Genomic DNA, 25024 nt, shown 5'->3' with positions numbered 1-25024 from the left:
TTTATCTTAATAATATACAAATCTGTTTGGAGATTTAATGCAGTTCTGATCACAAATTTTTATTAATCGCCAAGTCATCGCCTGACGATTCCATAGAGTGATGATGGTTTACACTCACACGGGAAGCGATCATGTTAAGTTCGTTTAATCGGTTTGGCGGGGCAATGCTCGGCGCGGTGCTACTCTTCCCTTTTGCAGGGATGGTCGTTGGCATATCTTTGGTACTGCAAAGTCCTACCTTTGCTAGCCCAGACAGTTTATTTTTCCAATTAATGAAAATCATTGAGTCCGGTGGCTGGACTGTATTTAACAATATGGGATTATTATTTGCCGTTGGTTTGCCCATAAAGTTAGCGAATAAAGCTCCAGCTTCTGCCTGCTTGGTCTCTTTAATTACCTACCTGACATTCAACGCTTTTCTCGGCGCAATGTGTGAAGTCTGGGGCGCACATTGGGGCGTTAATTTCGCACAAGAAACGGGTGGTACGAGTGGTTTGGCAACCATTGGTGGTATTAAGACATTAGATACCAGTGTCATTGGTGCAATATTATGTGGCAGCTTGGTTACATGGATACATAATCGTTATTACTCAACAAAGTTACCTGATTACATCAGTATTTTTCAGGGAGCAGCCTTTGTTAATATCCTCGGTTTTATTGTGATGTTACCGCTGGCCTTTTTAACATTGATGCTGTGGCCAAAAGTGCAATTGGGCATGATTTCATTGCAAGGTTTTATCCTACATGCCGGCAACTTTGGTATCTGGTGTTATATCTTTTTAGAAAAGATTTTATTACCAACGGGCTTACACCATTTTGTTTATAGCCCTTTTCAATATACCGATGTCGCTGTACCTGGCGGCACCACTCTGTATTGGTTGACCCATTTACAAGAGTTCAGTCAATCCACCGAGCCTTTAAGGCAACTTTTCCCTGCGGGGGGATTTGCTATGCAGGGAAACGGTGCGGTATTTGGTGGTTTAGGTATGGCGTTAGCAATATACAGCACGGCAAAACCAGAAAATAAAGCTAAAGTTGCAGGGTTACTGATCCCAGCCACCATTACAAGCATATTTATCGGTATTACCGAACCATTGGATTTTACCTTCCTCTTTATTGCTCCTGCACTGTTTGTTGTCCATGCCATGCTCTCTGCCACCATGACAGTTGTAATGTATAGCTTGGGTGTGGTGGGGAACTTTGGTTCAGGGATCCTTGAGTGGGCAACACAAAACTGGATACCGATGTTTAGTCATCATGCCAATGTCATGGTGACCCAAATTATTGTCGGGCTGATATTCAGTGGTATTTACTTCCTGATATTCCGTATTTTGATTCTCAAATTTAATTTTAAAACTTTGGGTCGTGAAGATAGTGATATCAAACTTTATTCAAAACAAGATTACAAACAAAAAGGCGAAGACCAAGGGAATGAATTCCAACAAAGAGCCAGTGCATATTTAGAGGCCGCAGGTGGAAAAGATAATATTGCTAGTTATACCCACTGTTTTACCCGCTTGAGATTAGTGGTGAAAGATATTAGTCGAGTTCAACCTAGTACAGCATTTAAAGCCTATTCCGCCATTGAAGTTTATAAAAATGGCAATGATGTACAGGTGATTGTTGGTAACAATGTGACGCATATTTATGAACAATTTGCAGAGTTGATGAATTAAGGAGTTTTTTTAGATGAAAAAATCATCCATTTTGATTGCTGGTGGTGGTTCAACTTATACACACGGCATTATTCTTATGTTGTTGGATAATTTACACCGGTTCCCTATTGCAGAAATAAAGTTATATGACAATGATGGCCCACGTCAGGAAGTTGTGGCAAAAGCCTGCGAAATCATTTTGCGTGAACAATCCAGTGGAATAACATTTTCTTATACTACAGATCCTAAAACAGCTTTTAGCGGTGTTGACTTCGTGATGGCTCATATTCGGCAGGGCAAACTTTCGATGCGCGAAAAAGATGAAAAAATCCCAATGAAGTATGGCTGTGTTGGGCAGGAGACATGCGGGGCAGGGGGGATTGCTTATGGAATGCGTTCCATTGGCGGTGTGTTAGAAATTCTCGACTATATGACGGAATATTCCCCGAATGCTTGGATGTTAAATTACTCTAATCCAGCGGCTATCGTTGCTGAGGCTACTCGCCGACTGCGGCCCGCGGCACGTATTTACCATATTTGTGATATGCCCATCAGTATTGAAGAGGCAATGGCAAAAATACTGCACTATCCTTCAGCAGCAGATTTAGAAACCCGTTATTACGGCCTCAACCATTTTGGATGGTGGAGTTCTGTGCGAGATAGAGTGACAGGCGAAGATTTAATGCCGAGGTTGGCGGAACATGTTCACCAATATGGCTATGCTGATGAACAAGGTGAAGGTAAAGAAGAAATAAGTTGGAATGAAACTTTCGCGAAAGCCCGTGATAGTTTTGCATTAGATCCTAGTAGTTTCCCTAATACCTATTTGCAATATTATCTGTATGGCGATGATATGGTGGCACACTCCTCACCAGAGCACACTCGAGCGAATGAAGTCATGGAAGGGCGAGAAGCATTTGTGTTTGATGAGTGCCGGAAAATTATTGCAGAGGACAGTGCGGTAAATACTCAACTTAAAATTGATGAACATGCCTCTTATATTGTTGATTTAGCACAGGCCATTACATTCAATACCAAACGCCGCATGTTGCTGATTGTGCCGAATAAAGGTGCTATCAGTAACTTTGATGACGATGCCATGGTTGAAGTCCCTTGTCTGGTTGGAACTGAAGGTGTTGAACCTTTAGCGATTGGTGATATTCCTACCTTCCAGCGTGGCTTATTGTATCAGCAGCATGCAGTAGAAAAGTTAGTTGTTGATGCTTGGGTTGAAAAGTCCTATCAAAAACTCTGGCAAGCGCTGACATTATCTAAAACCATTCCCAGCGCAAAGATCGCAAAGTTGATTCTAGATGACTTGATTGAAGCGAATAAAGCCTACTGGACGTTAAACTAGCACTGGCTAAATCCTATATAGCCCGTTTGAGTTTGTTATAGCTGCACATCTTGACAGTGAGTGCCCAACACCAGGGGAACGGCTATCTTCAAGTTATAGATGTGTTAGCTATAGATTTTATTTTTTGTTTTTATAGAAGAATCAGTAAAGTATCCCCGCCATTTGCCGATAACAATTTTTGATATTTATATGCTATTTGATACTAATCTGGGCGACCAGAGCAATAAATTAAAGATGGGGAATGGCAGGTGAGCGAAGCGTCTAAAGAGAATTTTGTAAAAACGAATAAATTAGCGATCTGTGCAATTCTTCGTGATTTAAAGAAGAACGATACCGCAGTGATGGTGATTCATGCTCGAGGGCAATTCATTAGCCGCATTTTGGATGTGGTTCCTGAAACTAATCAATTTATTTTTGATTTTGGTAGCGTAGCCCATGAGAATATTGCGGCTCTTGCCGCTAATCAACTGACAATCATTGCTGAACCGACGGGCGCAAAAATTGAATTCATTTGTAATCCTCTGAAAGAGATAAAGTATTTATCATTACCCGCTTTTAGCACTGTGATACCAGAGAGCCTTTACTTCATTCAACGTCGGGAATATTTCCGGGTCAATATCCCTCAATGGCCTGCCTATTATTGCTCTGGTAAGTTCGCTGATGGCAGTAAATTCTCCTATACCCTAGCCGATGTTTCTTTGGGCGGCATGGGGCTATATGCGGTGAAAGGTAGCGAATTTCCTGTTCAGGACTGTGGCATCCTGCGTGATGTCTCAGTCGATTTATGTGGCTTTGGTATTTTTAAACTGGATTTACAATTTATCCGAGCCATCGATAAACAAGTAGTGAATAACAAAGGCGAAACGCTCACTGTGCAGCGCTTGAGCTTTAAATTCCCTCGGTTAAGTCCAATCCAAGAGAAAGGGTTGCAGCGTGCCATTTTTGAACTGGAAAAACAGCAAACGGCCAAGGCAAGAAAATTTCAGGACGGTCTCTAGTTTTTGAACAGATATTCCTAAGGTTATGGCGTTGCTGCACAATAATTGCTGTGGCGTCATATAAAAAGGAATAGTCAATCAGCGCAATCTCGACTAAATAAAATAAAAGCTAAAAAATGTATTGAATTATCATGCGACTGGCCCAATATTATAAGCTTGTCACTAAGGAGGACTAAGCATGGGGATCAGCGAGGAAGAGAGTATCCGCCGTTTGACTGATGAGAAAAGCTCTATTGGTCATTCGGCTAAATGGGTAGCGATTATTTCTGCAGTCTATTTTGTTATTATGCTGTTTTATCAGCATGAATTGGGCGTACTAACATTAGCCGGTGGGATTTTTGTAGTGTCATTCTCAATCTGGATGAAGAAACGCCAGAAAGTGAAATCCTACAAAAATCAGTTGCAACAGATGGGCGATGATAAAATGGTTTAATCCGAAACCCATACGCCGATGAGACTGATATATTTAGAAGAACAGTACGTAAAGCACTTGGTGAACTGTTCGTCCAATTTCCAGTCCATTCTCTAGTTCCGTTTGCTGTCTGCAAGCGCGTAGTTGATATTGCCCTCATCTCTATTATGTGTTGTTCGTTGATTTAAGTGATTTAGACATATTAAATCCAGTTACCACAAATGCCATTTGCTCATACAATCTTTTGGCTCGTGGATTATCGGCCGCAACCCTTAGCTTTATCTCGAATATCCCCTGTGCAACTAACAACTTTTCCAATTCTTGCAATGATGATGAGCCATAACCTTTTCGCTGATACTCCGGTAGTACATAGAAATCCTTAATAAAGGCTGCACTATCATTTTTACCCAAGCCAAACCATAAATAGCCTACAAGCTGTTCTTCATGGCCGGTATTTTCTGTGTTTTCGATACAATAGAGATGGTCATGAGGACTATTAACCCCCTCAGGTAGATAGTTATCAAAGCTGTTTGCCGCATGGCTTAGGGCCTGCTCTGCGCTATAGCCATTATTTGATGATAAATCTTGTGCATATTCAGTGATAAATAAATTCCGATAACCGTTAAGCTCCTCAGTCCGCATTGCTCGGAGTGTTACCATGATGTTTTCCTTAATGAAATTACGCTATTGTGATAATACAGTCTATCCATAGCGTTAATTGCTATAGAGTGAATTGAGTCTGAGGTAAACATAGTAACGCTTTGTAGGAAATAAGAATATAAAGTCAATCAGAAGGTTAACGATAAACGGGGACGTAATGACAATACAAAATAGCCATCAAGATGCAGTTGAAAGGCAGTTTGGTGATCAAGCCAATGCTTATTTGACTAGTGCGGTTCATGCCCAAGGTAAAGATTTACAGCGCCTGACGACACTACTGCAACCTCATGGAGATGCCCGTTTACTTGATCTTGGATGTGGTGCTGGACATGCCAGTTTTACAGCGGCGACGGTAGTCAAGTCAGTGGTTTCCTATGATCTTTCAGCACAAATGTTGAATGTGGTGAGTCAGGCTGCATCGGATAAAGGGCTGACTAATATAGAGGTAAAACAAGGGCTGGCAGAATCATTGCCCTTTGATGACCAGAGTTTTGATATTGTTATTAGCCGATATTCAGCCCATCACTGGCATGATGTTGGACAAGCTTTGCGTGAGGTTAAGCGGGTATTGCGTCCTGGTGGCAAAGTTATTTTTATGGATGTTATTTCTCCCGGCCATCCGGTGTTAGATATTTATTTACAGACCGTGGAGGTTTTACGTGATACCTCACATGTTCGTAACTACTCTCCTGGCGAATGGTTAGCACTGTTTACCGAAGCTGGATTGATCATTAATGAAGTGACCTCCGATAAATTATATTTGGAGTTCAGTAGCTGGATTGCCAGAATGCGCACACCAACCTATTTCGCGATGGCTATTCGGGAACTACAAAAACGCGCATCTGACAGTGTGATTAATCATTTTGCGATTCAAGCTGATGGTTCATTTACCAGCGATATTATGATGATTGTTGCAAAGCGTAACTGAGTATTTGTTTATGTGGGCGACGGTGTTAATATATCGCCGTCCTTCATTTAGTATTTTCTATGCGTTTTTTCTTGTGACATATATTAATTTATTTCCTCCTTATTATCGTCACAATGATTGATTTTCTTTACATAGCATTACGTCCCCTTGCACTGCCCCGCTCATAATTAACTTCACAAAGACATTATCTATAACCTGTCAGTTGGAGCATATTATGAAACTATTACCTGTCATCGCTGCTGCACTTATTGCTACCGCTTCGTTTGCCACAATGGCAGCACAAGAAGTTAGTCCGGAACAAGCGACTAAGTTACAAAGTATGGGGGTGATTACTCTTTCCAATGTGAGTGGTTCTCCAATGGATGTCGAATCAGCGCTAAGTGCTAAAGCTGCAGCTGATGGCGCGAATCATTACCGAGTCATTGGTATAAGTAACCCTGGCGATTCGAGTAATTACAGTGCTAGTGCAGAGATCTATCATTAATTCGTCACAATAAATGACAATGAATGAAATAGTTAGATACAGTATGGGGCTTGATTACAAACGCAATATTACAATAGTAGGTGATTGTTATATTGCGTTTTATTATTTTAATATTGCGGGTATTCATATGGTTGTTTTTTTCAATTTTGCTACCGAAAATAATTAACTCTTAGAGCAATCTTAATGATAACTTCAGGAATATAAGGTGTTATTGTAGTCCATCCGGGTTTTCGAGGAGCGGCTATGTTAAACACTGTTAGGCGTAATTTTAAAAGTCAGTTTTCTTATTTACAGCGTTTTATTGCCTCACCCCGTACTGTTGGTACATTAGCTCCTTCGTCGCCTTGGTTGTGTCAGGCGATGTTGAATCAGGTGGATTGGAAACAAGATCTTAATATAGCTGAATTAGGCGCGGCTGACGGTGTGCTGACAAAGCGTATTTTGTCGCACATGTCAGTAAATTCCCGCTTGCAAGCTTATGAGATTCAGCCACATTTTGTGCATGCATTGCACCAGCTTGAGGATTCACGTTTGCAGGTGGTTTTTCGATCAGCTGAACAGTTGGATGAAAATTACGATGTCGTTTTTTGTTGTCTGCCACTGTTATCCATCCCGACCAAGATAAGTATTAAGATATTGCAACAGGCCCAGCAGCGCTTACGTGTAAATAATGGTGTTTTGGTTTTATTTCAATACAGTCATCTTTCTGAACCTTTATTATCTCGCTACTTTACGTGGAAAAAAATCCGTGTCGTACGTAATTTTCCCCCCGCGTTAGTCTATATTTGCCAGCCTCGTTAGAGGCTCATATTCTCAGTTAACCGCATCTTAATCCTCTGGCTTGTCAGAGGATTATCAGGCGAAAAGCGCAATTTGATACCGCCAAAGAAGGCTTATACATTCCTGCCTGAAACCTCTCGCTCTTTTTCAAATGCCTAGCCAATTTTATTGAAAACCTCAATGATAATGATTATCATGCGCGACTATTTTTTTCTGATTATGTGAAGTACATGCGCTATTTTCAAGCTCTCTTGGCTTTTTGTCTGTTAGCTGTTTCTTTAAACGGGTTAGCTAAGAATGTCACAGATATTTTAGGGCGTCAGGTGGCGGTGCCAGATAATCCGCAACGTATCATTCTGGGGGAAAGCCGGATGTTATATACGTTGGCATTACTAGAACCAGGAAACCCAGCACAGCGTGTGATTGGTTGGCCCGCTGACCTTGAACGTTTTGATGCGCAAAGTTGGCAACTTTATATACAAAAATTCCCTGCAATCGCTCATATTCCAATCATTGGTAGTGGGAATATTCGGCAGATAAACGCCGAGCGGCTCATCCAATTACAACCTGATCTTATTATTTTGCCACGGTTTGCTCGTGCAGAAGATGATGATGGAACACTGGCAGATTTAACAAAAGCCGGTATTCCGGTTATTTATGTCGATTTGCGGGTTGATCTGCTCAGCCACACAGTACCCAGTATCAAATTGCTAGGCGAAGTGCTTAATCGTCAGGTTCGTGCTGAGAAATTTATCAATTTTTACCAGCAACATATGCAGCTGATCCAACAACGTTTGGCAAAATATCAGGGGCGAAAACCGACCGTTATGTTGCATTTGCACCTTGGGCGGCGGGAGAGCTGCTGCACCACGGCCTCGAAAGGTAATCTCGGCGATCTTATTGCGTTTGCTGGGGGAGACAATATTGCTGCTTCGCGCATTAATACCGTTTACGGTGAGCTAAATCCAGAGAATGTGCTGCAAGCGAATCCAGATATTTATATCGCTACTGGCATGGCTGGGCCGGTAGGCAAGCGCTTCTCCAGTTTGCAACTGGGCCCGCAAGTTAATATGGAACAAGCGCAACATAGCTTCCAGCAAGTGTTATCCGGACAACCCATTCTTGTTCATCTTGATGCCGTGACCCACGGACGAGCCTACAGTATTTGGCACAATTTTTATCTTAGTCCTTATCACGTCGTAGCCGTAGAAATGTTCGCTAAGGCGTTTTATCCAGACCTCTTCGCCGATATTAATCCGCAGCACACTTTCCAACAATTATATCAACAATTTTTGCCGTTACCTTTTTCAGGGATTTATTGGAGTCAGTTTAAAAATGAAAATAATTAAGCACCAGCATGTTTACTGGTGCAGCCTTCCTATGCTTGCAATAGGGGCGGTAGCCCATGCTGCAGAAAATCTTACGGCAGATGAGAATAATGAAGAAAGAACCAAAATCGTCGTCATTGGCCAGCAGCGCGAAGCTGACACACAAAGCTACCAACCGACAACTTCGGTAACAGGAACTCGCACTAATACCAATCTGTTGAATGTGCCACAGGCAGTGAATGTGGTACCACGGCAAGTATTACGCGATCAGGCGGTAAGAAATATTGATGAAGCTTTATATAATGTCAGTGGGATTACGCAATCGAATACATTGGGTGGCACTCAAGATGCTGTGATGAAACGTGGGTTCGGTGATAATCGTGATGGCTCAATTTTGCGTGACGGTGTCCGCTCGGTACAGGCTCGTAATTTTACCCCGACCACTGAAAGGGTTGAGGTTCTTAAAGGCCCGGCATCAATGCTATATGGCATGGGAGAGCCTGGTGGGGTAATCAATATCATTACCAAGAAACCACAACTCGTGCAGCAAACTCATATTGAAGGTTGGGGCAGCAGCTTCAAAGGGGGCGGTGGCCAGTTGGACGTCACAGGCCCATTAGGCCAATCGGGTTTCGCTTATCGAATGATTGTTGATCACGATGAAACGGACTACTGGCGCAATTTTGGTCGTAATCGTCAAACTGTAGTGGCACCCTCAATCATGTGGTTTGGTGAAACAACCACAGTACGCGTTGCTTATGAGCATATGGATTATCTCACTCCTTTTGATCGCGGCACCATTATTGATAGTCGTACGGGCAAGCCGGTTGATACCCCGCGAGTTCGCCGCTTTGATGAGGCCTACAATGCCACTCGGGGTGATCAGGATAATATCACTCTGCAAATTGATCAGGTGCTCAATGATAGTTGGAAAAGCTCACTGACATACGCTTATAACCGTAATCGGTATAGCGATAATCAGGCTCGAGCATTGCTACTTGATCCGGTGACCGGTGTATTGAGTCGGCAGGCTGATTCCACCGCCAGTGCAGTGAGTCGTGCCCAAGCGGTACAGATGACGCTGAATGGTGATCTTGATCTGGGTGGAATGGGTCATCAGATGTTATTTGGTTTTGATTATGAGGATAACCGTACATATCGTGGTGATATGATTCGTGGTAAAAAGAACTCGAATTTCAATATCTACCATCCAATATATGGTTTGATGCCAATCTCAACGGCTGTCAGCGCGAAGGACAGTGACCAGCGTGAGAATCTGAAAAGTTACGGCTGGTTTATGCAGGACTCAATTGAACTGACGGATAAATGGTTGATACTGGCAGGTTTACGTTACGATCATTTTGATGTTTTTGCGGGTAAAGGCCGGCCTTTTATCACCAATACCGACACTTCAGACAGTAAATTGATACCACGTACTGGGGTGGTCTATAAATTAACACCCGAGCTTTCTTTTTACGGCAGCTACAGTGAGTCTTTTAAACCCAATTCCTCTATTGCGACACAGATAGATTCTTTGCCACCGGAGCAGGGACAATCTTGGGAAATAGGTAGCAAAGTCGAATTAGTTAATGGCGTTACTGGTACATTGGCGCTGTTTGATATTGCAAAGCGTAATGTCATGGTTAATGAATTGGTCAATGGTGAAACCATCACCCGTACTGCGGGTCGTGTGCGCTCTCAGGGTGTTGAGTTAGATGTGGCAGGGCAGTTAACCGATAACCTAAGTGCGATAGCCAGCTATGCTTATACGGATGCTAGAGTAACGGAAGATCCTGATAATAAAGGTAATCAGATGGCTAACGTCGCTCGTAATAGCGCCTCTTTATTCCTAACACAAGCACTGGGTTCTACTGGTTGGCAAGGTGGTGACTATCTGCGAATAGGGGCGGGTGTGCGTTATGTTGGTCGTCGTGCCGGTGATGCGGCAAACAGTTTTACTTTAGATGATTACACAGTAGCTGATGCATTTATTTCATATTCGCTACCCATTAATAATTATCAGGTGAAATGGCAGCTTAATGTGAAAAACTTCTTTGATAAAACATATTATCCTTCTAGTGGGGGAAATTTGCGGGTTGCTGTGGGAGAACCCCGACAGTTTGTTCTGCGTGCCAGTGTTGATTTCTAATTAGGGTTATCACCCGATGTGAATTAATGCTGCATGTCGGGTGGTTGTGTAATATTATTCATTCTTGGTGTATCGTTAATTTTACGGTGCTGTAAAGTTTGCACTACTCTCAATTATAGGTATGATTTGCATCTACAGCGTAGAGCTGAGTGTGAATCCTGTTTAACCGGTTAACACGAGTTACTGGTTTTTTGATGCCGAGAATTTATCCTAAGAAGTTGATACTAAAGGACTTTCAAGTAATGACACAGGCTATCTTCATGGTAGGTGCGCGTGGTGCGGGTAAAACAACAATAGGGAAAGCGTTGGCACTGGCGTTGAAATATCGGTTTATTGATACAGACTTGTTTATGCAGCAAACATTGCAGTCGAGTGTTGCCGAGATTGTCGCACGCGAAGGATGGGATGGTTTTCGTCTGCGAGAAAGTATTGCCCTACAAACCGTAACCGCAGCTAAAACGGTAGTGGCGACGGGAGGGGGGGCGGTGTTGTCTCATGAAAATCGTGCATTTATGCGTAATCATGGAATAGTCATTTATTTGCGAGCCTCTGCTGATGTGCTGGCTGAACGGTTAACCGAAGATCCAGAAGATGCCCAACGCCCAAGTCTGACAGGTAAACCGATCGTTGAGGAAATGTTGGATGTGCTGGCCAGTCGGGAAGCGTTATACCAAGACGTTGCTCACCATGTGCTGGATGCCACTCAGCCACCCGAAGACGTTGTTGAACAAATTTTACAGATTTTAGCCGATGAAAAAGTGAAGTAGTCATAGCTGCTATTTGTAGGATGAATATTTAGCCCATCTGATTGCCTGATAATTGTACGAAGCGTATAATTATCACCTACGGAATCATTTTGACGTAAATCATTTACGTTAGTTAATGCCACTCAAGGCAAGGCCATTCAAGGCGGGCCGATGAAAACCTTCAAATCTTTTATCCAACAACACACTAATTTTATGCCAGCTTTCTGGTCAATATTGATTGTCGTTTTTGAAACTTCGCTCGCATTGTATATTTTACGTAATCTCTAATATTCCTCTCATTTCCCGCCAGTGGACCTTCACCTTTGCTGTGAAGGTGGTTCGTTTTATTCAAATCATCCCTTTTCAGGTATAGAAAAAAGTGCCTTTTGGTCGCAAAGTGTACGCTTTCTTCGTAACTTTGTTAGATGATCCCATTTCACCATAATAATCAGTGACAGAGCGTTTACAGAGACTCTAATATGAAAGCTCAATTTTGATTAAGACGCGGGTGCAAAACTATGCTGAAATTTAATGAGTATTTTACCGGGAAAGTGAAATCTATTGGTTTTGACAGTGACAGCATTGGGCAAGCTAGCGTTGGGGTGATGGAGAAAGGCGAGTACACGTTCAGTACCGCTAAAGCGGAAGAAATGACCGTCATCACCGGTAGCTTAAAAGTACTGATTCCTGGTTCTGCGGGTTGGGAGGTCTTCAAGCCGGGTGAAACTTTCTATATCCCGGGGGAAAGTGAATTTAATCTGCAGGTTGCTGAAGCATCTTCTTATTTATGTAAATATTTAAGCTAATTTCTTCTTTGAATTCCGCCCTCTCCATGCCAGAGAGGGCGATACGTTTTTTTGATGTGATGCGTATTAGTGCTGTGCTTCGCCACCTAAAGCTTCAATAAGGTTTTTTATCAGAGCCGCTAATTCACTCGTCATCAGAATAAAATCCGCATCAAAACGCTGTGCAAAGTCTTCCCTATCAATATCTTCGTTCTGCTCGCGCAGAGTGTCAGAGAATTTTAGGCGTTTTAGCGAGCCATCATCGGACAGTACCAACTGAATGCGCTCTTGCCAATCGAGTGCTAATTTGGTGACCAGCTTGCCAGCTTCTATATGTACTGCAATTTCATCACTGAACAGATCCTGCTTCTTACAGCGGATCACGCCACCTTCTTCCAAAATAGCTTTTAATTCAGCTTCATCCATTAACGCAAAACCGGCTGGTAATTCTTTACTGCGTACCCATTCAGTTAGCGTTAGTTCAATTGGATTTTCTAATGTCAGCGGCACGACAGGCAAAGAACCCAAACTTTTACGCAGTAGCGCTAAGGTGTCTTCGGCTCGTTTGGCGCTGGCGGCATCCACCATAATCAGGCCATTGACGGTATCAATCCACAAAAACGTTTGGTTAAAACGACTGAATGCCCGTGGCAATAAACTATGCAAAACTTCATCTTTTAATGAGTCTTTCTCAGTTTTTTTTAGTTTGCGGTGTTGTTCACCTTCCAACCGCTCAATTTTGGCCTGCAACTCTTGCTTAATCACGGGGGATGGCAAGATTTTCTCTTCTTTACGCGCACAAATGACAATTTGACCATTAACTGTATGGGTTAATGCATCACTGTGTGAACCCATTGGTGAGACCCAACCGGTTTTGGCCATATCTTGGCTGCCACATGGCGTGAAACTGAGGGCGCTTAACTGTTTCTCCATTTCATCCGCAGACAGTGAAACTTCCCGGCTCAAACGGTAAACCATTAAATTCTTAAACCACAGCATAGTGTTATCCCTGGCTCGGGCGCGCTTGGAGCGCGCGAGTTAATCAAACGCAGGGCGGCATGATAACGAATTGAGGCGTCGGCCCCTAGTAAAAAGAATAAGAAAAAACAGAGCCAGTCGGCAATTCGTTGAACATTATTTCTGTCTGAAGAGATTCACATCGCACAAAGTACAAAATTGCCGGTGACAAAGATTGTGCCACGGCGCGGTATTGTCCAAACTGAATGATAGGATTCTTATTATTGTTAGAGTCTTTGATTGGTAGCGTTTTCAGCCAGAAACGGATTTATTGCTAATACTGAGGTATTAATAACAATTTTTATTAATAAAATAGAGAACAACCCTGTCAATGAGGTGAAGCACCATGCGCATTGGTATAGATTTAGGTGGCACCAAAATAGAGGTTATTGCTTTAGCCAATGATGGACAGGAACTTTTCCGTAAACGGGTCGATACTCCCCGTCATAATTACCAAGAAACATTGCAGGCGATTGCCGCTTTAGTTGCCGATGCTGAACACGCTACTGGAGAGCAGGGTAGCGTGGGGGTGGGAATTCCTGGCACACTCTCCCCATTTACCGGGAAGGTAAAAAATGCCAATTCTGTCTGGCTAAATGGTCAGGTTGTCGATAAAGATCTGTCAGGGCTGCTCACACGCCCGGTGCGTTTGGCTAATGATGCTAACTGCCTTGCCGTTTCTGAGGCGACTGATGGTGCCGGTGCTGGAAAGCATCTGGTGTTTGCAGCCATTATCGGTACAGGCTGTGGCTCTGGGATTGCAATTAATGGGCGAGTGCACGCCGGAGGTAATGGTATTGCCGGTGAATGGGGGCATAACCCGTTACCGTGGCAGAATGACGAGGAGCGGCAATATCAACAGGAAGTGGCTTGCTATTGTGGCAAAAAAGGCTGCATTGAAACCTTTGTCTCTGGTACTGGCTTTGCCACTGATTACTTTCGTCTGAGTGGTAACCCCCTTAAAGGACACGAGATTATCACCTTGGTAGAGCAAGGGGATGCTATAGCTGAACAAGCCATGGGTCATTATGAACAGCGTTTGGCTAAGTCGCTGGCCCATGTTATCAATCTGTTTGATCCCGATGTGGTGGTGTTAGGCGGAGGAATGAGCAATGTCGACCGCCTGTATAAAACATTGCCCGCTTTAATCAGCCCTTGGGTATTTGGCGGCGAGTGCCAGACGCCTATCCGTAAAGCATTGCATGGGGATTCGAGTGGGGTGCGTGGTGCGGCTTGGTTGTGGCCTACTATTCCCCTTCGTCCTTGACGCTACAGCGTTGTTAGCTGCACTCACTTACCCGAATCACTTACTGATGTAAGCTCATCGGGATGCATTCGTTTGCTGCCTAGCTGTAACGCCAATGGCATTGGGGAATAGCGTTGCTATTGACGGGGGCAGCGTTGTTAGCTGCACTCACTTACCCGAATCACTTACTGATGTAAGCTCATCGGGATGCGTTTGTTTGCTGCCTAGCTGTAACGCCAATGGCATTGGGGAATAGCGTTGCTATTGACGGGGGCAGCGTTGTTAGCTGCACTCACTTACCCGAATCACTTACTGATGTAAGCTCATCGGGATGCGTTTGTTTGCTGCCTAGCTGTAACACCAATGGCATTGGGGAATAGCGTTGCCCTTGACGGGGGCAGCGTTGTTAGCTGCACTCACTTACCCGAATCACTTACTGATGTAAGCTCATCGGGATGCGTTTGTTTGCTGCCTAGCTGTAACGCCAATGGCATTGGGGAATAGCGTTGCTATTGAGGCGCGCGGGGTGTTTAGTCACTGATCTTAAAAAGATTATCCAGACGACTGACACCCAGTCCATTGACTTTTTTGACTTTAATCTGCACCGGAATTCGGTCTTTCATGGCTTCGACATGGCTGATAACTCCAATGGTTTTACCGGACGCATTCAGGCTATCCAGTGCATCCAGTGCCGTATCCAGTGTTTCTGCATCCAATGTACCGAAGCCTTCGTCAAGGAACAGTGAGTCAATACTGGTTTTATGGCTGACCAAATCGGATAGTGCCAAAGCCAGAGCTAAGCTGACCAAAAAGCTTTCTCCTCCTGACAGAGTGCGGGTATCGCGGATTGCATCTGCTTGCCAAGTATCGACCACTTGTAGCTCCAGAGCATCACTGGTTTTGCGTTGCAATTGATAGCGGCCATGCAAGCGACTAAGTTGGTTATTGGCCAGATAAACCAGATGGTCAAGTGTTAAGCCCTGAGCGAATTTACGGAATTTATCACCCTCTTTGGAGCCAATTAAGTGATTGAGATAACTCCAATCATCATATTGCTGCTGGCTACGTTCAATTTGTTCAAATAGAGCATGTTGGTTGCTACGACGAGTGGCGTCTGTTTCTAGCTGATTACGTAATTCACCTTGTCGCAATGTAGTGGCTTTTAATTGTGCCAGTAACTGTTCTGATTGCTGCTGCAATATGGCCAATTCAGAGGTCTGCGAGACGCCCTCTGGGCAAGATTGTCTATATTGCTCCAAGGCTTCATTGGCTTGTTGCTGGCGGATATTGGCTTGTTGTTGACGTTCATTCAGCAGCTGTTTCAACTGCTGCAAACGCTGTCTTTCTTCTTCACTCAATAATGCTGCGGCTAATGCTTCTTCATCAGCAAATTCACTGCTGACTAGCGCCTGTTGCAGTTCAGTTTGGGCAGTTGTTGCGCGCTGCTGATTTTGTTGATGTTGTTGTTCTAATCCCGCCAGTTCACCCGAGAGTAAGTTAAGCTGAGATTGTGCTTGTTGCAGAGCCTGTGCGGCATTCTGCTGCGCCAATTCAGCTTGTTGCTGTTGCTGACGTAATAACTGGCGTACCTCGGTAACGCTGTTGTTACCAAACAGGGCTTGGCGTTGCTGACTTTGTTGTTGTAGTAGGGTTTCAGCTTGTTGCTGTTGTTGATTAATGGCAGCTAACTGATCGACATATTCTTGTAAATAGCGGCGCTCATTTTCAATCTGTGTTTCCAGTGCTTTTTGCCCAATTTCCAGCTGTTGTTGTTCTTGCTGGTGCTGGTGCCAGCGTTGATTTTCTTCTTCTCTTTGAGCTAACCAACTTTGTTGCTGGTCGGCTTCTGGTATCGACAGCGAAAATGCAGCTAAAGCAGTATCGAAATCTTGGCGCATTCTCGCCAGGTCGTTTTGTTGACGCTGATGTTGTACCAACAATTGTTGGTGAGATTGCTGGGTATCTTGTTGACGTTGAGTGACGAGTGCCAGCTGTTGTTGATGTTTTTGTTGCTGCTGTTCTACGTGAGCAAGTATATCTTTAGCTTGTTGATATGCTTGATTCAGTTTTTCATATTCGGCAAGTTTTTGCTGGCAGATTTGTTCTGATTGTTCTTGTTGCTCCAGCCAAGTTGATAAGGCTGCCGTGTCATTTAATGCCAATGTCAGTGCCAGTGGTTTTATCCACATTTGCCAGCGCTGTTGATAATCGGCCAGCTGTTGCTTGCTGTGCTGTAACTCTTGCTCTAGGTGTTTAAGTTGCTGAAGCAGGCTTTGAGTCTGAGCACTGAGTTCGGAACCTTCTGTCGATAATTTCTCAACGTATTGGCGCTGTTTATCAACACGTTGGGCAGTTTCAGAGGGTTTTACCGTCTGATATTTAGTCACTGCTGGGTGATCCAATGCGCCACACAATGGGCATGCTTCTCCCGGTTGCAGTTTGGCTCTTTCTGCCTCGAGGCGAACTATCTGATTTTCGCGATCCAGCAGGGATTCCAAATCCGTCAGATGTTGTTTTTGTTGTTTGTATAACTGACGTTTTTCCGCTAACTGTTTTTCCAGTATTGCTAGCTGTTGCTGTTGGTGAGCAAATTGCTGCTGCTGCTTATCGTGTTGCGCCTGAACTTGCTGCGCCAAGGGTGATAACGCGGCTAATTGTTGTCTCACTGATCGTTGTTGCTGAAGTTCATTCAACTGTTGGCGTAATTGTGTAGAAGGTTGGGATTGTTCAAGTGCCGAGAGTTGTTGCTGGATGCTACCTGCCTGCAAATTAGCTTGTACTAATGCCGTTTGTTGCTGCTTATCTTGTTCATTCAGTGTGGCAATTTGCTGCTGTAATGCGTTGAGCAATGTGACCTGTTGTTGTAATTGTTGCTCGCTTTCAACTGATAGTCGTTGTTGCGTTTGCAACTGGCGAAACTGTTCACGCCACAAAGGAAGGCTTTTTTCCCAGTGCTGATGATGTGCATGTTGGTGCGAATATTCGGAAAGTTGTTGCAGACGCTGATGAGTTTGCCGCAACTGCTGTTCATTAAGTTCGAGTTGTTGTCTGCTTTGTTTTTCTTTACCACGCAATTGCTGCAACTGTGTGGCAAATTGCGCTAATAAATGCTGTTGCTGAACAATAAGGTTATCCAGTGGAACCACTTTTTGTTCGATCAGCGTTTCTTGTTCATATTGCCTGGTGGTTTGTTGTTGGCGAGCAAGGTTGGCTTTTTCCAGAGCCAGAGCTAACGGAGTCAGTTGCGTTTGAAGTTGATGCTGCTGTTGGGTCAGCGTAGCCATGCGTTGTTGTAATTGTTGTAAATCTTGCAAGCTACGTGAGCATTCGTGTAGTAAAGGGCGCAATTTCTCCGCGGGCTCACTACGAGCGAGCCGCTGTAATTCAGGTTGAGCTTGTTGGTATTCTTGCTCAATGAGCTTTTGTTGCTGTTGATATTCGAGCAAGTTTTTTTGCTGCTGTTGCCAACCTGTTAGCCAGTTTATGTGGTTCTGATTTACCCGTTGATCTAAAGTGAGTTGCTTTTCTTGTTCACTCAGAGCGTCTAATTGTTGGGTCAGTTCTAAGCGCTGTTCTTCATTGAGTAGTTCAATGCCACTGGCGCGCTGGTGTAAGGCATCTAACGAAATTTTGGCTTGCTTATGTTGTTCAAATACATACTCAGATAAGCGCCCATAGATATCAGTACCGGTTAATTCTTCTAATAATTCAGCGCGGTCATTGGCGTCGGCATTGAGAAAAGCGGCAAATTGCCCTTGTGATAGCATCATGGATTTGGTAAACCGGCCAAAATCCAGCCCAGTGATTGCTGCAATCATATCCAGTTTATCACGTACTTTATCAGCCAGAATTTTGCCGTCTTCGCAAAGTGCCAGCTCAACTTTGGGGGCTTGTAGATTTCCTTCCGGGCTATTTTTAGCGCGGCGCTGGCTCCAGAATGCGCGATAACGGATATTTTGTACTTCAAACTCAACTTCAGCCAGTGACTCTGCAGTGTGGCGTGTCATCAACTCATTATGACTTGGCGTGACCGTCAGGCGCGGAGTCTGGTGGTATAGCGCAAGGCAAATTGCATCCAGCAGAGTGGTTTTACCTGCTCCGGTGGGGCCAGTGATGGCGAATAACCCGTTGCTGGCGAAAGGCTCTGCAGTGAAATCTATTTTCCACTCTCCTTGCAGAGAATTAATGTTTTTCAGGCGCAGGCTTAAAATCCTCATGCGGATTGCTCCTCTGCTGCATCTTTATCTTGTGTAATGTCTTCAACAACCTGATTGAACATCTGGCGCATACGCTGTTGGCGAGGTTCGGCGAGGTCTATCTCCAACGCGAGTCTACGTTCAAATACATCGGAAACACTTAGTTCATTGAGGGTCTCTTTTTCCTGTCGCTCAATACTGCTATTTCGTTGTTCCTTACTGCGGCGCAATAGCACCACTTCAACAGGGAGGTCTGCGGCAAGAGCCTGAATTCGTCTTTGAATATCAGTGAGGTAGTCTTGAGTGGCAACTTCGATATCTAGCCATACCGGCAACCCCTGATGGCCAGTAAATTTAGCCAGTTGATGCTCTATTTGTTGTAAATCGCCTTTAATTAGCTGCATTGGTTGAAATTGTGGAATAAACAGCGGGGTTACTGATGACAGGACCTGCTGCTTAAACTCCACCAGATAGACACTTTTTTCTTTGCTTAACTCGTCAAAGCTCAAGGCTATTGGCGAGCCGCTGTAACGAATATGCTCGGTTTTTGCGACCTGTTGGGCGCGATGAATATGGCCCAAAGCAATGTAATCGGCTGGTGGGAAAGCGTGTGCAGGGAAGGCATCCAATGTCCCGATGTAAATATCACGAACTGAATCACTTGTGGTCACGCCTACCGTGGTTAAGTGGCCAGTAGCAATAATAGGTAACGGTAGGCTGAGCTTCGTTCGCAGTTCAACTGCTTGCTGATAGAGCGCGTGATAATGATTAGCAATGGCTTCTTGCAACGCTAACTGTTTTTGTCCGCCAGATTCACCAGCTTGGCTGGTTACTAAATCTCGAGGACGCAAGAAAGGAATAGCGCATAGCAACGCGGCAGGCTGATGTTGGCGATCTTTCAAGATAATGATTTGTTGCTCCAGTTGGTTGCTGGCGCAGGATATTACCGTGGTATTTAAATAGGAAAGCAAACCCCGAGATTCATTGAGTGTTGATACTGAATCGTGATTCCCCCCCAGCACGACTAATTGGCACCCTGTGGGTTGGAGTTCGACTACAAAACGGTTATATAGCTCACGGGCATAGCTGGGAGGAGAACCTGTATCAAATATATCACCGGCAACAATCAGCGCATCCACCTGATTTTCTTCGATCTGCTCAATAAGCCAATGCAGAAATGCCTGGTGTTCGGCTGCACGGCTTTTGGTGAAGAAATGCTGGCCCAAATGCCAGTCAGAGGTATGAATAATGCGCATAAATCTCCCGCTATGGCAGGTTATCTCTCATCGAATGGCGCTGATTATAAACGCTGTTCGCCGGATGTCTCGGCTAAAAAAAGGTGATGGCGAAAATCTCCGAGGCGCTTCGCAAACTTGAGTGCTGTATTTTGCAATTAACATGAAATTAATCACTATGCTTATTGCTTACGAGAGCGTGATGTTTTTCATAAAAATGTCACAAAACTGACGCATAATGGCTCGCGGCATAACATAGTGACCACTAACTTACTGGCAGGATTGATGATGGCAAGACGCATACTTGTGGTGGAAGATGAAGCACCAATCCGTGAGATGGTGTGCTTTGTGTTGGAACAGAATGGCTACCAACCGTTAGAAGCCGAAGATTATGACAGCGCAGTGGCGCGTTTGTCGGAGCCTTTCCCTGATTTGGTGTTGCTAGACTGGATGTTGCCTGGTGGTTCGGGCATCCAGTTTATCAAGCATATGAAACGTGAAGCACTGACACGTGATATTCCTGTGATGATGCTGACCGCTCGTGGCGAAGAAGAAGACCGTGTTCGTGGTTTGGAAGTAGGGGCGGATGATTATATTACCAAGCCTTTTTCGCCAAAAGAGCTGGTGGCACGAATTAAAGCAGTCATGCGCCGGATATCGCCAATGGCAGTAGAAGAAGTTATTGAAATGCAAGGATTGAGTCTTGACCCCTCCTCACATCGGGTTATGGCTAACGAGCAAGCGCTAGATATGGGGCCTACAGAGTTTAAATTGCTGCACTTTTTTATGACCCATCCAGAGCGTGTGTACAGCCGTGAGCAGTTGCTTAATTATGTCTGGGGCACTAACGTTTATGTAGAAGATCGCACTGTTGATGTGCATATTCGTCGGTTACGTAAGGCGCTTGAAATTGATGGTCATGACAAAATGGTACAAACCGTCCGGGGAACTGGATATCGTTTCTCAACGCGCTACTGAGTTTTCAGTGCCGGAGAATTCGTTGTGTTAGAACGTTTATCGTGGAAAACGCTGGCTTTAGAGCTGGCTATTTTTTGTTTACCTGCATTATTGTTAGGTGCCTTTATTGGGTATCTCCCTTGGCTATTACTGCTTTCAGTGCTCGCCGCTTTAATCTGGAATTTCTATAACCAACTCAAATTATCTCACTGGCTGTGGTTAGACCGCAGCATGACGCCACCCGCCGGGCGTTGGAGTTGGGAGCCTTTATTTTATGGCTTGTACCAGATGCAACTGCGTAATCGCCGGAGGCGTCGCGAATTAGCATTGCTTATCAAGCGCTTTCGCAGTGGTGCTGAATCATTACCTGATGCTGTGGTGATGACTACGATCGACGGTAATATTTTCTGGTGTAATGGTCTGGCCCAGAAATTATTGTGTTTTCGTTGGCCGGAAGATAACGGTCAACATATTCTCAACTTATTACGTTATCCAGAATTCAGTCAGTATCTACAGCAACAAGAGTTTTCTCGCCCACTAACCCTGCAATTGAATAATGGTCATTACGTGGAGTTCCGTGTGATGCCCTACTCTGAAGGGCAATTACTTATGGTGGCGCGAGATGTCACGCAAATGCGTCAATTGGAAGGGGCGCGGCGTAATTTCTTCGCCAATGTCAGTCATGAGCTGCGTACACCACTGACGGTGTTACAAGGGTATCTGGAAATGATGCATGACCAGGAATTGTCTGGCCCATTACGCGAAAAAGCGCTAGGAACCATGCAAGAGCAGACCAAGCGAATGGATGGGTTGGTAAAGCAACTGTTGACGCTATCACGAATTGAGGCCGCACCTAACGTGGATATGAATGAGCAGGTCGATATTCCGCGTATGTTGAAAGTGTTGCAGCACGAGGTTCAGGCACTGAGTAATGGGCGTCATGAGATTACTTTCCGTATCAATGAGCAACTGAAAGTTTTTGGTAACGAAGATCAATTGCGCAGTGCGGTCTCTAATCTGGTTTATAACGCGGTTAATCATACCCCTGAAGGCACAAAAATTGAGGTGTGCTGGCAGCAAACACCACAAGGAGCGCAATTTCAGGTCAGCGACAATGGGCCAGGGATTGCTCCTGAGCATGTTCCGCGCCTGACTGAGCGCTTTTATCGGGTGGACAAAGCTCGCTCAAGACAAACTGGCGGGAGTGGGTTGGGGTTGGCTATTGTGAAACACGCACTGAGCCACCATGACGCGCGTTTGGATGTTATCAGTGAAATTGGTTTGGGTACGCGATTTATTTTTACCTTACCGAACCGGTTGATTGTTCCGACGGTTTTAACCGAGAATGCAGTCAAATCCTAAGACTGCATGGGCACCAAGTTGATGAGATGGGGAAAATGGGCGCTGTTGAATGCCATGCTCTGCCTGAGTTATGGCGCATTGGCGCAACCGGTGGTATCGCCTACGGTGGCGGAGCAGCCATCATCGGTAGCGGCAAGCCACACCTTGTCTGGCAATCTTTCCAGTGTCGGATCGGACACTTTGGCTAATTTGATGTCGCTGTGGGCGGAAGATTTTAATCATCACTACCCCGGTGTTAATCTGCAAATACAAGCGGCGGGATCCTCTACAGCCCCTGCGGCATTGGCTGCCGGGGCTGCTCAACTTGGTCCGATGAGCCGGCCAATGAAGGCTGCTGAAATCGCTGCATTTACTCAACGATACGGTTATCCCCCTCTTGCGGTTCCTGTTGCTGTTGATGCACTCGTGGTTTTTGTTCATCAAGATAACCCATTGAATAAAATTACTTTATCTCAGCTTGATGCTATTTTTTCGCAGAACCGCCGCTGTGGAGAGCCTCGTCGAATTGTGCGTTTTGGCGAATTGGGGTTAGGAGAGGGCTGGGCCGCTCGTTCCTTACAACTTTATAGCCGAAATTCAGCCTCTGGAACCTACGGTTTTTTCAAACATCGCGTACTGTGCGATGGCGATTTTATGGATAATGTCAATGAGTTACCCGGTTCGGCATCCGTGGTGCAAGCCATCGCTGGTTCATTAAATAGTATGGGTTATGCCAGTATTGGTTTTCGTAATAGCGGGGTTAAACCATTATCACTGTCTGCTAACGGTCAGGATTTTGTGATGCCGACGGCCGAAAATGTTAAAGATGGCCGCTATCCTTTGTCGCGCTATCTGTATATCTACATCAATAAAGCACCTGGTCAGCCGTTAGAACCTTTGACTGCGGCATTTTTGGCACGGGTTTTATCACCTGAAGGGCAAAAAAGAGTGACACACGATGGTTACCTGCCGCTGCCCCCCGATATGCTGGCTCATACCCGAGAAGCGTTGGGTTTTGCTCATTAAATTGTTAACGGTTGGCTATAAATGATACAAATCATATGGCGTGTATTTCTCTAAAACTGGCACGATTAACTGGTTTAGAAGAATTGTCTGGATGAAGACTCTGCTTTTGTGATCCTGACTTGCCTTTCTCCGCTATAAACGGTCTACTTACCGCCGTTGTTGGCCTATTCCACCTGCAAATAACTTCAAAAACACTGCATACTGACGAAATAGATTGCTTATTAACCGCTGGAGTTTGCGTTTATCAGAGCTTTGTATCGTTTCGATCACGTCGGAAAGACCACAACTGAGAACTTTTTCTTTTGGTCATTTAACTAGGCAACGCACACCACTATGAGTCATCGTTTATCATCTAAAGATATTATGGCATTAGGTTTTATGACCTTTGCCTTATTCGTTGGCGCGGGCAACATCATCTTCCCACCGATGGTTGGTTTACAATCCGGTGAACATGTTTGGTGGGCCGCACTGGGCTTTCTGATTACTGCGGTTGGATTACCGGTTATTACGGTGATTGCTCTTGCCCGTGTGGGCGGCGGTATTGATGCTTTGAGCACGCCAATTGGCCGTGGCGCGGGCTTGGTTCTGGCGACCGTCTGTTATCTGGCGGTGGGCCCACTGTTTGCGACTCCACGAACTGCCACTGTGTCCTTTGAAGTCGGCATTGCCCCACTGACGGGGGATGGCCCACTGCCGCTGTTTATCTATAGTGTGGTCTATTTCGCATTGGTTATCGGGATTTCGCTGTATCCGGGGCGTTTGTTGGATACGGTTGGGCATATTCTGGCACCACTGAAAATTTTGGCATTGGCTATCTTGGGTATCGCTGCGTTGATTTGGCCCGCTGGGCCATTGATTCCGGCAACGGACGCTTACCAACAAGTGCCATTCTCCTCTGGTTTCGTTAATGGTTATCTGACCATGGACACTTTAGGCGCATTGGTCTTTGGTATTGTTATTGTCAACGCTGCTCGTTCGCGCGGAGTGGTTTCTTCCGGCTTACTAACACGTTACACCATTTGGGCCGGGTTGATTGCCGGTGTTGGTTTGACGCTGGTTTACCTGAGTCTGTTTAAGTTGGGTTCCAGTAGCGGCAGCCTGACACCGGATGCACAAAATGGTGCCGTGGTGCTGCATGCTTATGTTCAGCATACTTTTGGTGGGTTGGGGAGTGTGTTCCTAGCGGCTTTGATTTTCATCGCTTGTATGGTGACGGCTGTGGGTCTGACCTGCGCCTGTGCTGAGTTCTTTGCTCAGTACCTTCCTTTGTCATATCGAGCACTGGTCTTTATTCTTGGTATCTTCTCAATGATGGTATCGAATCTGGGGCTGAGCCATCTGATTCAGGTCTCTATCCCCGTGCTGACAGCAATTTATCCTCCATGCATCGTGCTGGTGTTGATGAGTTTCACCTTGCGCTGGTGGCATCATGCTTCGCGTATTGTGGCCCCTGTGATGTTGGTCAGCTTGCTGTTTGGGATTCTCGATGCGGTAAAAGCCTCGACATTTGCGCATTTCTTGCCGGAATGGACCCAGCACCTACCGCTGTCTGAACAAGGTCTGGCATGGTTATCGCCTTCTCTGCTGGTATTCGTCGTCGTAGGGTTGTACGATCGCCTCTGCTGTCGTCAGGAAGTTGCTGCCAAGCAATAACTGCACAGTTATAAGATATTTTTAGCCACGGCTCATCCCCGTGGCTTTTTGCTGAAAAAAGACGGGAAAAT

General features: G+C 45.0%; 20 protein-coding genes. 16 read left to right on the top strand and 4 right to left on the bottom strand.

Annotation, left to right across the window (positions count from 1 at the left end):
• Positions 1-131 precede the first annotated feature (131 nt).
• From ACIOG0_RS16655 to ACIOG0_RS16640, 4 genes are all read left to right on the top strand, one after another.
• Positions 132-1676, top strand: coding sequence for an alpha-glucoside-specific PTS transporter subunit IIBC (locus ACIOG0_RS16655; protein WP_128451623.1), 1545 nt, complete (start codon positions 132-134; stop codon positions 1674-1676).
• Positions 1677-1689: 13 nt separating this feature from the next.
• Entirely contained in the window at positions 1690-3012 is a 1323-nt protein-coding gene (locus ACIOG0_RS16650) for a 6-phospho-alpha-glucosidase (protein ID WP_050296046.1), read from the top strand.
• A gap of 248 nt (positions 3013-3260) precedes the next feature.
• A complete protein-coding gene (locus tag ACIOG0_RS16645; RefSeq protein ID WP_050101598.1) occupies positions 3261-4010 on the top strand; it encodes a flagellar brake protein in 750 nt (249 codons plus the stop codon).
• A 178-nt stretch (positions 4011-4188) separates the two neighbouring features.
• On the top strand, positions 4189-4443 hold the full coding sequence (locus ACIOG0_RS16640; RefSeq protein ID WP_050139937.1) for a hypothetical protein: 255 nt from the start codon (positions 4189-4191) through the stop codon (positions 4441-4443).
• Positions 4444-4587: 144 nt separating this feature from the next.
• Here ACIOG0_RS16640 and ACIOG0_RS16635 read toward each other — a convergent pair whose 3' ends face one another.
• Positions 4588-5082 carry a GNAT family N-acetyltransferase gene (locus tag ACIOG0_RS16635; RefSeq protein ID WP_050101593.1) on the bottom strand — a complete coding sequence of 165 codons (495 nt, stop codon included), beginning with the start codon at positions 5080-5082 and terminating at the stop codon, positions 4588-4590.
• Between the two features lie 157 nt (positions 5083-5239).
• On the opposite strand from ACIOG0_RS16635, the gene ACIOG0_RS16630 reads away from it, so the two are divergent.
• The 7 genes from ACIOG0_RS16630 to ppnP all read left to right on the top strand — a co-directional run bounded on the left by ACIOG0_RS16630 (position 5240) and on the right by ppnP (position 12303).
• Positions 5240-6010: a class I SAM-dependent methyltransferase gene (locus ACIOG0_RS16630; protein WP_128451622.1), complete on the top strand. Its 771-nt coding sequence runs from the start codon at positions 5240-5242 to the stop codon at positions 6008-6010.
• Positions 6011-6224: 214 nt separating this feature from the next.
• Positions 6225-6494, top strand: a complete 270-nt coding sequence (locus ACIOG0_RS16625) for a YdgH/BhsA/McbA-like domain containing protein (protein WP_050101590.1) — start codon at positions 6225-6227, stop codon at positions 6492-6494.
• Positions 6495-6737: 243 nt separating this feature from the next.
• Positions 6738-7295, top strand: a complete 558-nt coding sequence (locus ACIOG0_RS16620) for a class I SAM-dependent methyltransferase (protein WP_050101588.1) — start codon at positions 6738-6740, stop codon at positions 7293-7295.
• Positions 7296-7504: 209 nt separating this feature from the next.
• A complete protein-coding gene (locus ACIOG0_RS16615) occupies positions 7505-8623 on the top strand; it encodes an ABC transporter substrate-binding protein (protein WP_128451621.1) in 1119 nt (372 codons plus the stop codon).
• Positions 8610-10751, top strand: coding sequence for a TonB-dependent siderophore receptor (locus tag ACIOG0_RS16610; protein WP_128451620.1), 2142 nt, complete (start codon positions 8610-8612; stop codon positions 10749-10751). The genes ACIOG0_RS16615 and ACIOG0_RS16610 overlap by 14 nt, the downstream gene beginning before the upstream one ends.
• A 242-nt stretch (positions 10752-10993) precedes the next feature.
• Positions 10994-11518 carry a shikimate kinase AroL gene (aroL, locus tag ACIOG0_RS16605; RefSeq protein ID WP_050101583.1) on the top strand — a complete coding sequence of 175 codons (525 nt, stop codon included), beginning with the start codon at positions 10994-10996 and terminating at the stop codon, positions 11516-11518.
• 497 nt (positions 11519-12015) lie between these two features.
• Positions 12016-12303 (top strand): pyrimidine/purine nucleoside phosphorylase, encoded by a 288-nt coding sequence (gene ppnP, locus ACIOG0_RS16600; RefSeq protein WP_050101581.1) that lies wholly within the window; start codon positions 12016-12018, stop codon positions 12301-12303.
• Positions 12304-12369: 66 nt separating this feature from the next.
• Here the strand turns inward: ppnP and rdgC are convergent, their stop codons facing one another.
• On the bottom strand, positions 12370-13281 hold the full coding sequence (rdgC, locus tag ACIOG0_RS16595; protein WP_050101579.1) for a recombination-associated protein RdgC: 912 nt from the start codon (positions 13279-13281) through the stop codon (positions 12370-12372).
• Between the two features lie 364 nt (positions 13282-13645).
• Here rdgC and mak point away from each other — a divergent pair, with 364 nt between their 5' ends.
• Entirely contained in the window at positions 13646-14566 is a 921-nt protein-coding gene (gene mak, locus ACIOG0_RS16590; RefSeq protein WP_050101578.1) for a fructokinase, read from the top strand.
• Positions 14567-15075: 509 nt separating this feature from the next.
• On the opposite strand, the gene ACIOG0_RS16585 is transcribed toward mak, so the two are convergent.
• Positions 15076-18762 carry an AAA family ATPase gene (locus ACIOG0_RS16585; RefSeq protein ID WP_128451619.1) on the bottom strand — a complete coding sequence of 1229 codons (3687 nt, stop codon included), beginning with the start codon at positions 18760-18762 and terminating at the stop codon, positions 15076-15078.
• A complete protein-coding gene (gene sbcD, locus ACIOG0_RS16580; RefSeq protein ID WP_050296039.1) occupies positions 18759-19997 on the bottom strand; it encodes an exonuclease subunit SbcD in 1239 nt (412 codons plus the stop codon). The genes ACIOG0_RS16585 and sbcD overlap by 4 nt, the downstream gene beginning before the upstream one ends.
• 267 nt (positions 19998-20264) lie before the next feature.
• Here sbcD and phoB point away from each other — a divergent pair, with 267 nt between their 5' ends.
• The 4 genes from phoB to brnQ all read left to right on the top strand — a co-directional run bounded on the left by phoB (position 20265) and on the right by brnQ (position 24953).
• Complete coding sequence (gene phoB / locus ACIOG0_RS16575; RefSeq protein ID WP_050139933.1) at positions 20265-20954, top strand: phosphate response regulator transcription factor PhoB; 690 nt, start codon at positions 20265-20267, stop codon at positions 20952-20954.
• Positions 20955-20978: 24 nt separating this feature from the next.
• Positions 20979-22295, top strand: coding sequence for a phosphate regulon sensor histidine kinase PhoR (gene phoR / locus ACIOG0_RS16570; RefSeq protein ID WP_050099210.1), 1317 nt, complete (start codon positions 20979-20981; stop codon positions 22293-22295).
• 21 nt (positions 22296-22316) lie between these two features.
• Positions 22317-23300 carry a PstS family phosphate ABC transporter substrate-binding protein gene (locus ACIOG0_RS16565; RefSeq protein ID WP_050099258.1) on the top strand — a complete coding sequence of 328 codons (984 nt, stop codon included), beginning with the start codon at positions 22317-22319 and terminating at the stop codon, positions 23298-23300.
• Between the two features lie 333 nt (positions 23301-23633).
• Complete coding sequence (gene brnQ / locus ACIOG0_RS16560; RefSeq protein WP_050099209.1) at positions 23634-24953, top strand: branched-chain amino acid transport system II carrier protein; 1320 nt, start codon at positions 23634-23636, stop codon at positions 24951-24953.
• Positions 24954-25024 lie beyond the last annotated feature (71 nt).

It is taken from the genome of Yersinia vastinensis, from assembly GCF_044905075.1.
In the GTDB taxonomy this organism is placed as follows: Bacteria; Pseudomonadota; Gammaproteobacteria; order Enterobacterales; family Enterobacteriaceae; genus Yersinia; species Yersinia vastinensis.
This window is presented reverse-complemented; position numbering and strand designations above follow the sequence as displayed.

What these genes read in the sequence shown, in the direction of transcription:
- sbcD (WP_050296039.1), bottom strand. Translation starts at nt 19,997, where the DNA reads ATGCGCATTATTCATACCTCTGACTGGCATTTGGGCCAGCATTTCTTC.
- ACIOG0_RS16640 (WP_050139937.1), top strand. Translation starts at nt 4,189, where the DNA reads ATGGGGATCAGCGAGGAAGAGAGTATCCGCCGTTTGACTGATGAGAAA.
- brnQ (WP_050099209.1), top strand. Translation starts at nt 23,634, where the DNA reads ATGAGTCATCGTTTATCATCTAAAGATATTATGGCATTAGGTTTTATG.
- phoB (WP_050139933.1), top strand. Translation starts at nt 20,265, where the DNA reads ATGGCAAGACGCATACTTGTGGTGGAAGATGAAGCACCAATCCGTGAG.
- ppnP (WP_050101581.1), top strand. Translation starts at nt 12,016, where the DNA reads ATGCTGAAATTTAATGAGTATTTTACCGGGAAAGTGAAATCTATTGGT.
- ACIOG0_RS16585 (WP_128451619.1), bottom strand. Translation starts at nt 18,762, where the DNA reads ATGAGGATTTTAAGCCTGCGCCTGAAAAACATTAATTCTCTGCAAGGA.
- ACIOG0_RS16635 (WP_050101593.1), bottom strand. Translation starts at nt 5,082, where the DNA reads ATGGTAACACTCCGAGCAATGCGGACTGAGGAGCTTAACGGTTATCGG.
- ACIOG0_RS16650 (WP_050296046.1), top strand. Translation starts at nt 1,690, where the DNA reads ATGAAAAAATCATCCATTTTGATTGCTGGTGGTGGTTCAACTTATACA.
- rdgC (WP_050101579.1), bottom strand. Translation starts at nt 13,281, where the DNA reads ATGCTGTGGTTTAAGAATTTAATGGTTTACCGTTTGAGCCGGGAAGTT.
- mak (WP_050101578.1), top strand. Translation starts at nt 13,646, where the DNA reads ATGCGCATTGGTATAGATTTAGGTGGCACCAAAATAGAGGTTATTGCT.
- ACIOG0_RS16620 (WP_050101588.1), top strand. Translation starts at nt 6,738, where the DNA reads ATGTTAAACACTGTTAGGCGTAATTTTAAAAGTCAGTTTTCTTATTTA.
- ACIOG0_RS16610 (WP_128451620.1), top strand. Translation starts at nt 8,610, where the DNA reads ATGAAAATAATTAAGCACCAGCATGTTTACTGGTGCAGCCTTCCTATG.
- ACIOG0_RS16565 (WP_050099258.1), top strand. Translation starts at nt 22,317, where the DNA reads ATGAGATGGGGAAAATGGGCGCTGTTGAATGCCATGCTCTGCCTGAGT.
- ACIOG0_RS16655 (WP_128451623.1), top strand. Translation starts at nt 132, where the DNA reads ATGTTAAGTTCGTTTAATCGGTTTGGCGGGGCAATGCTCGGCGCGGTG.
- ACIOG0_RS16625 (WP_050101590.1), top strand. Translation starts at nt 6,225, where the DNA reads ATGAAACTATTACCTGTCATCGCTGCTGCACTTATTGCTACCGCTTCG.
- aroL (WP_050101583.1), top strand. Translation starts at nt 10,994, where the DNA reads ATGACACAGGCTATCTTCATGGTAGGTGCGCGTGGTGCGGGTAAAACA.
- ACIOG0_RS16630 (WP_128451622.1), top strand. Translation starts at nt 5,240, where the DNA reads ATGACAATACAAAATAGCCATCAAGATGCAGTTGAAAGGCAGTTTGGT.
- ACIOG0_RS16615 (WP_128451621.1), top strand. Translation starts at nt 7,505, where the DNA reads ATGCGCTATTTTCAAGCTCTCTTGGCTTTTTGTCTGTTAGCTGTTTCT.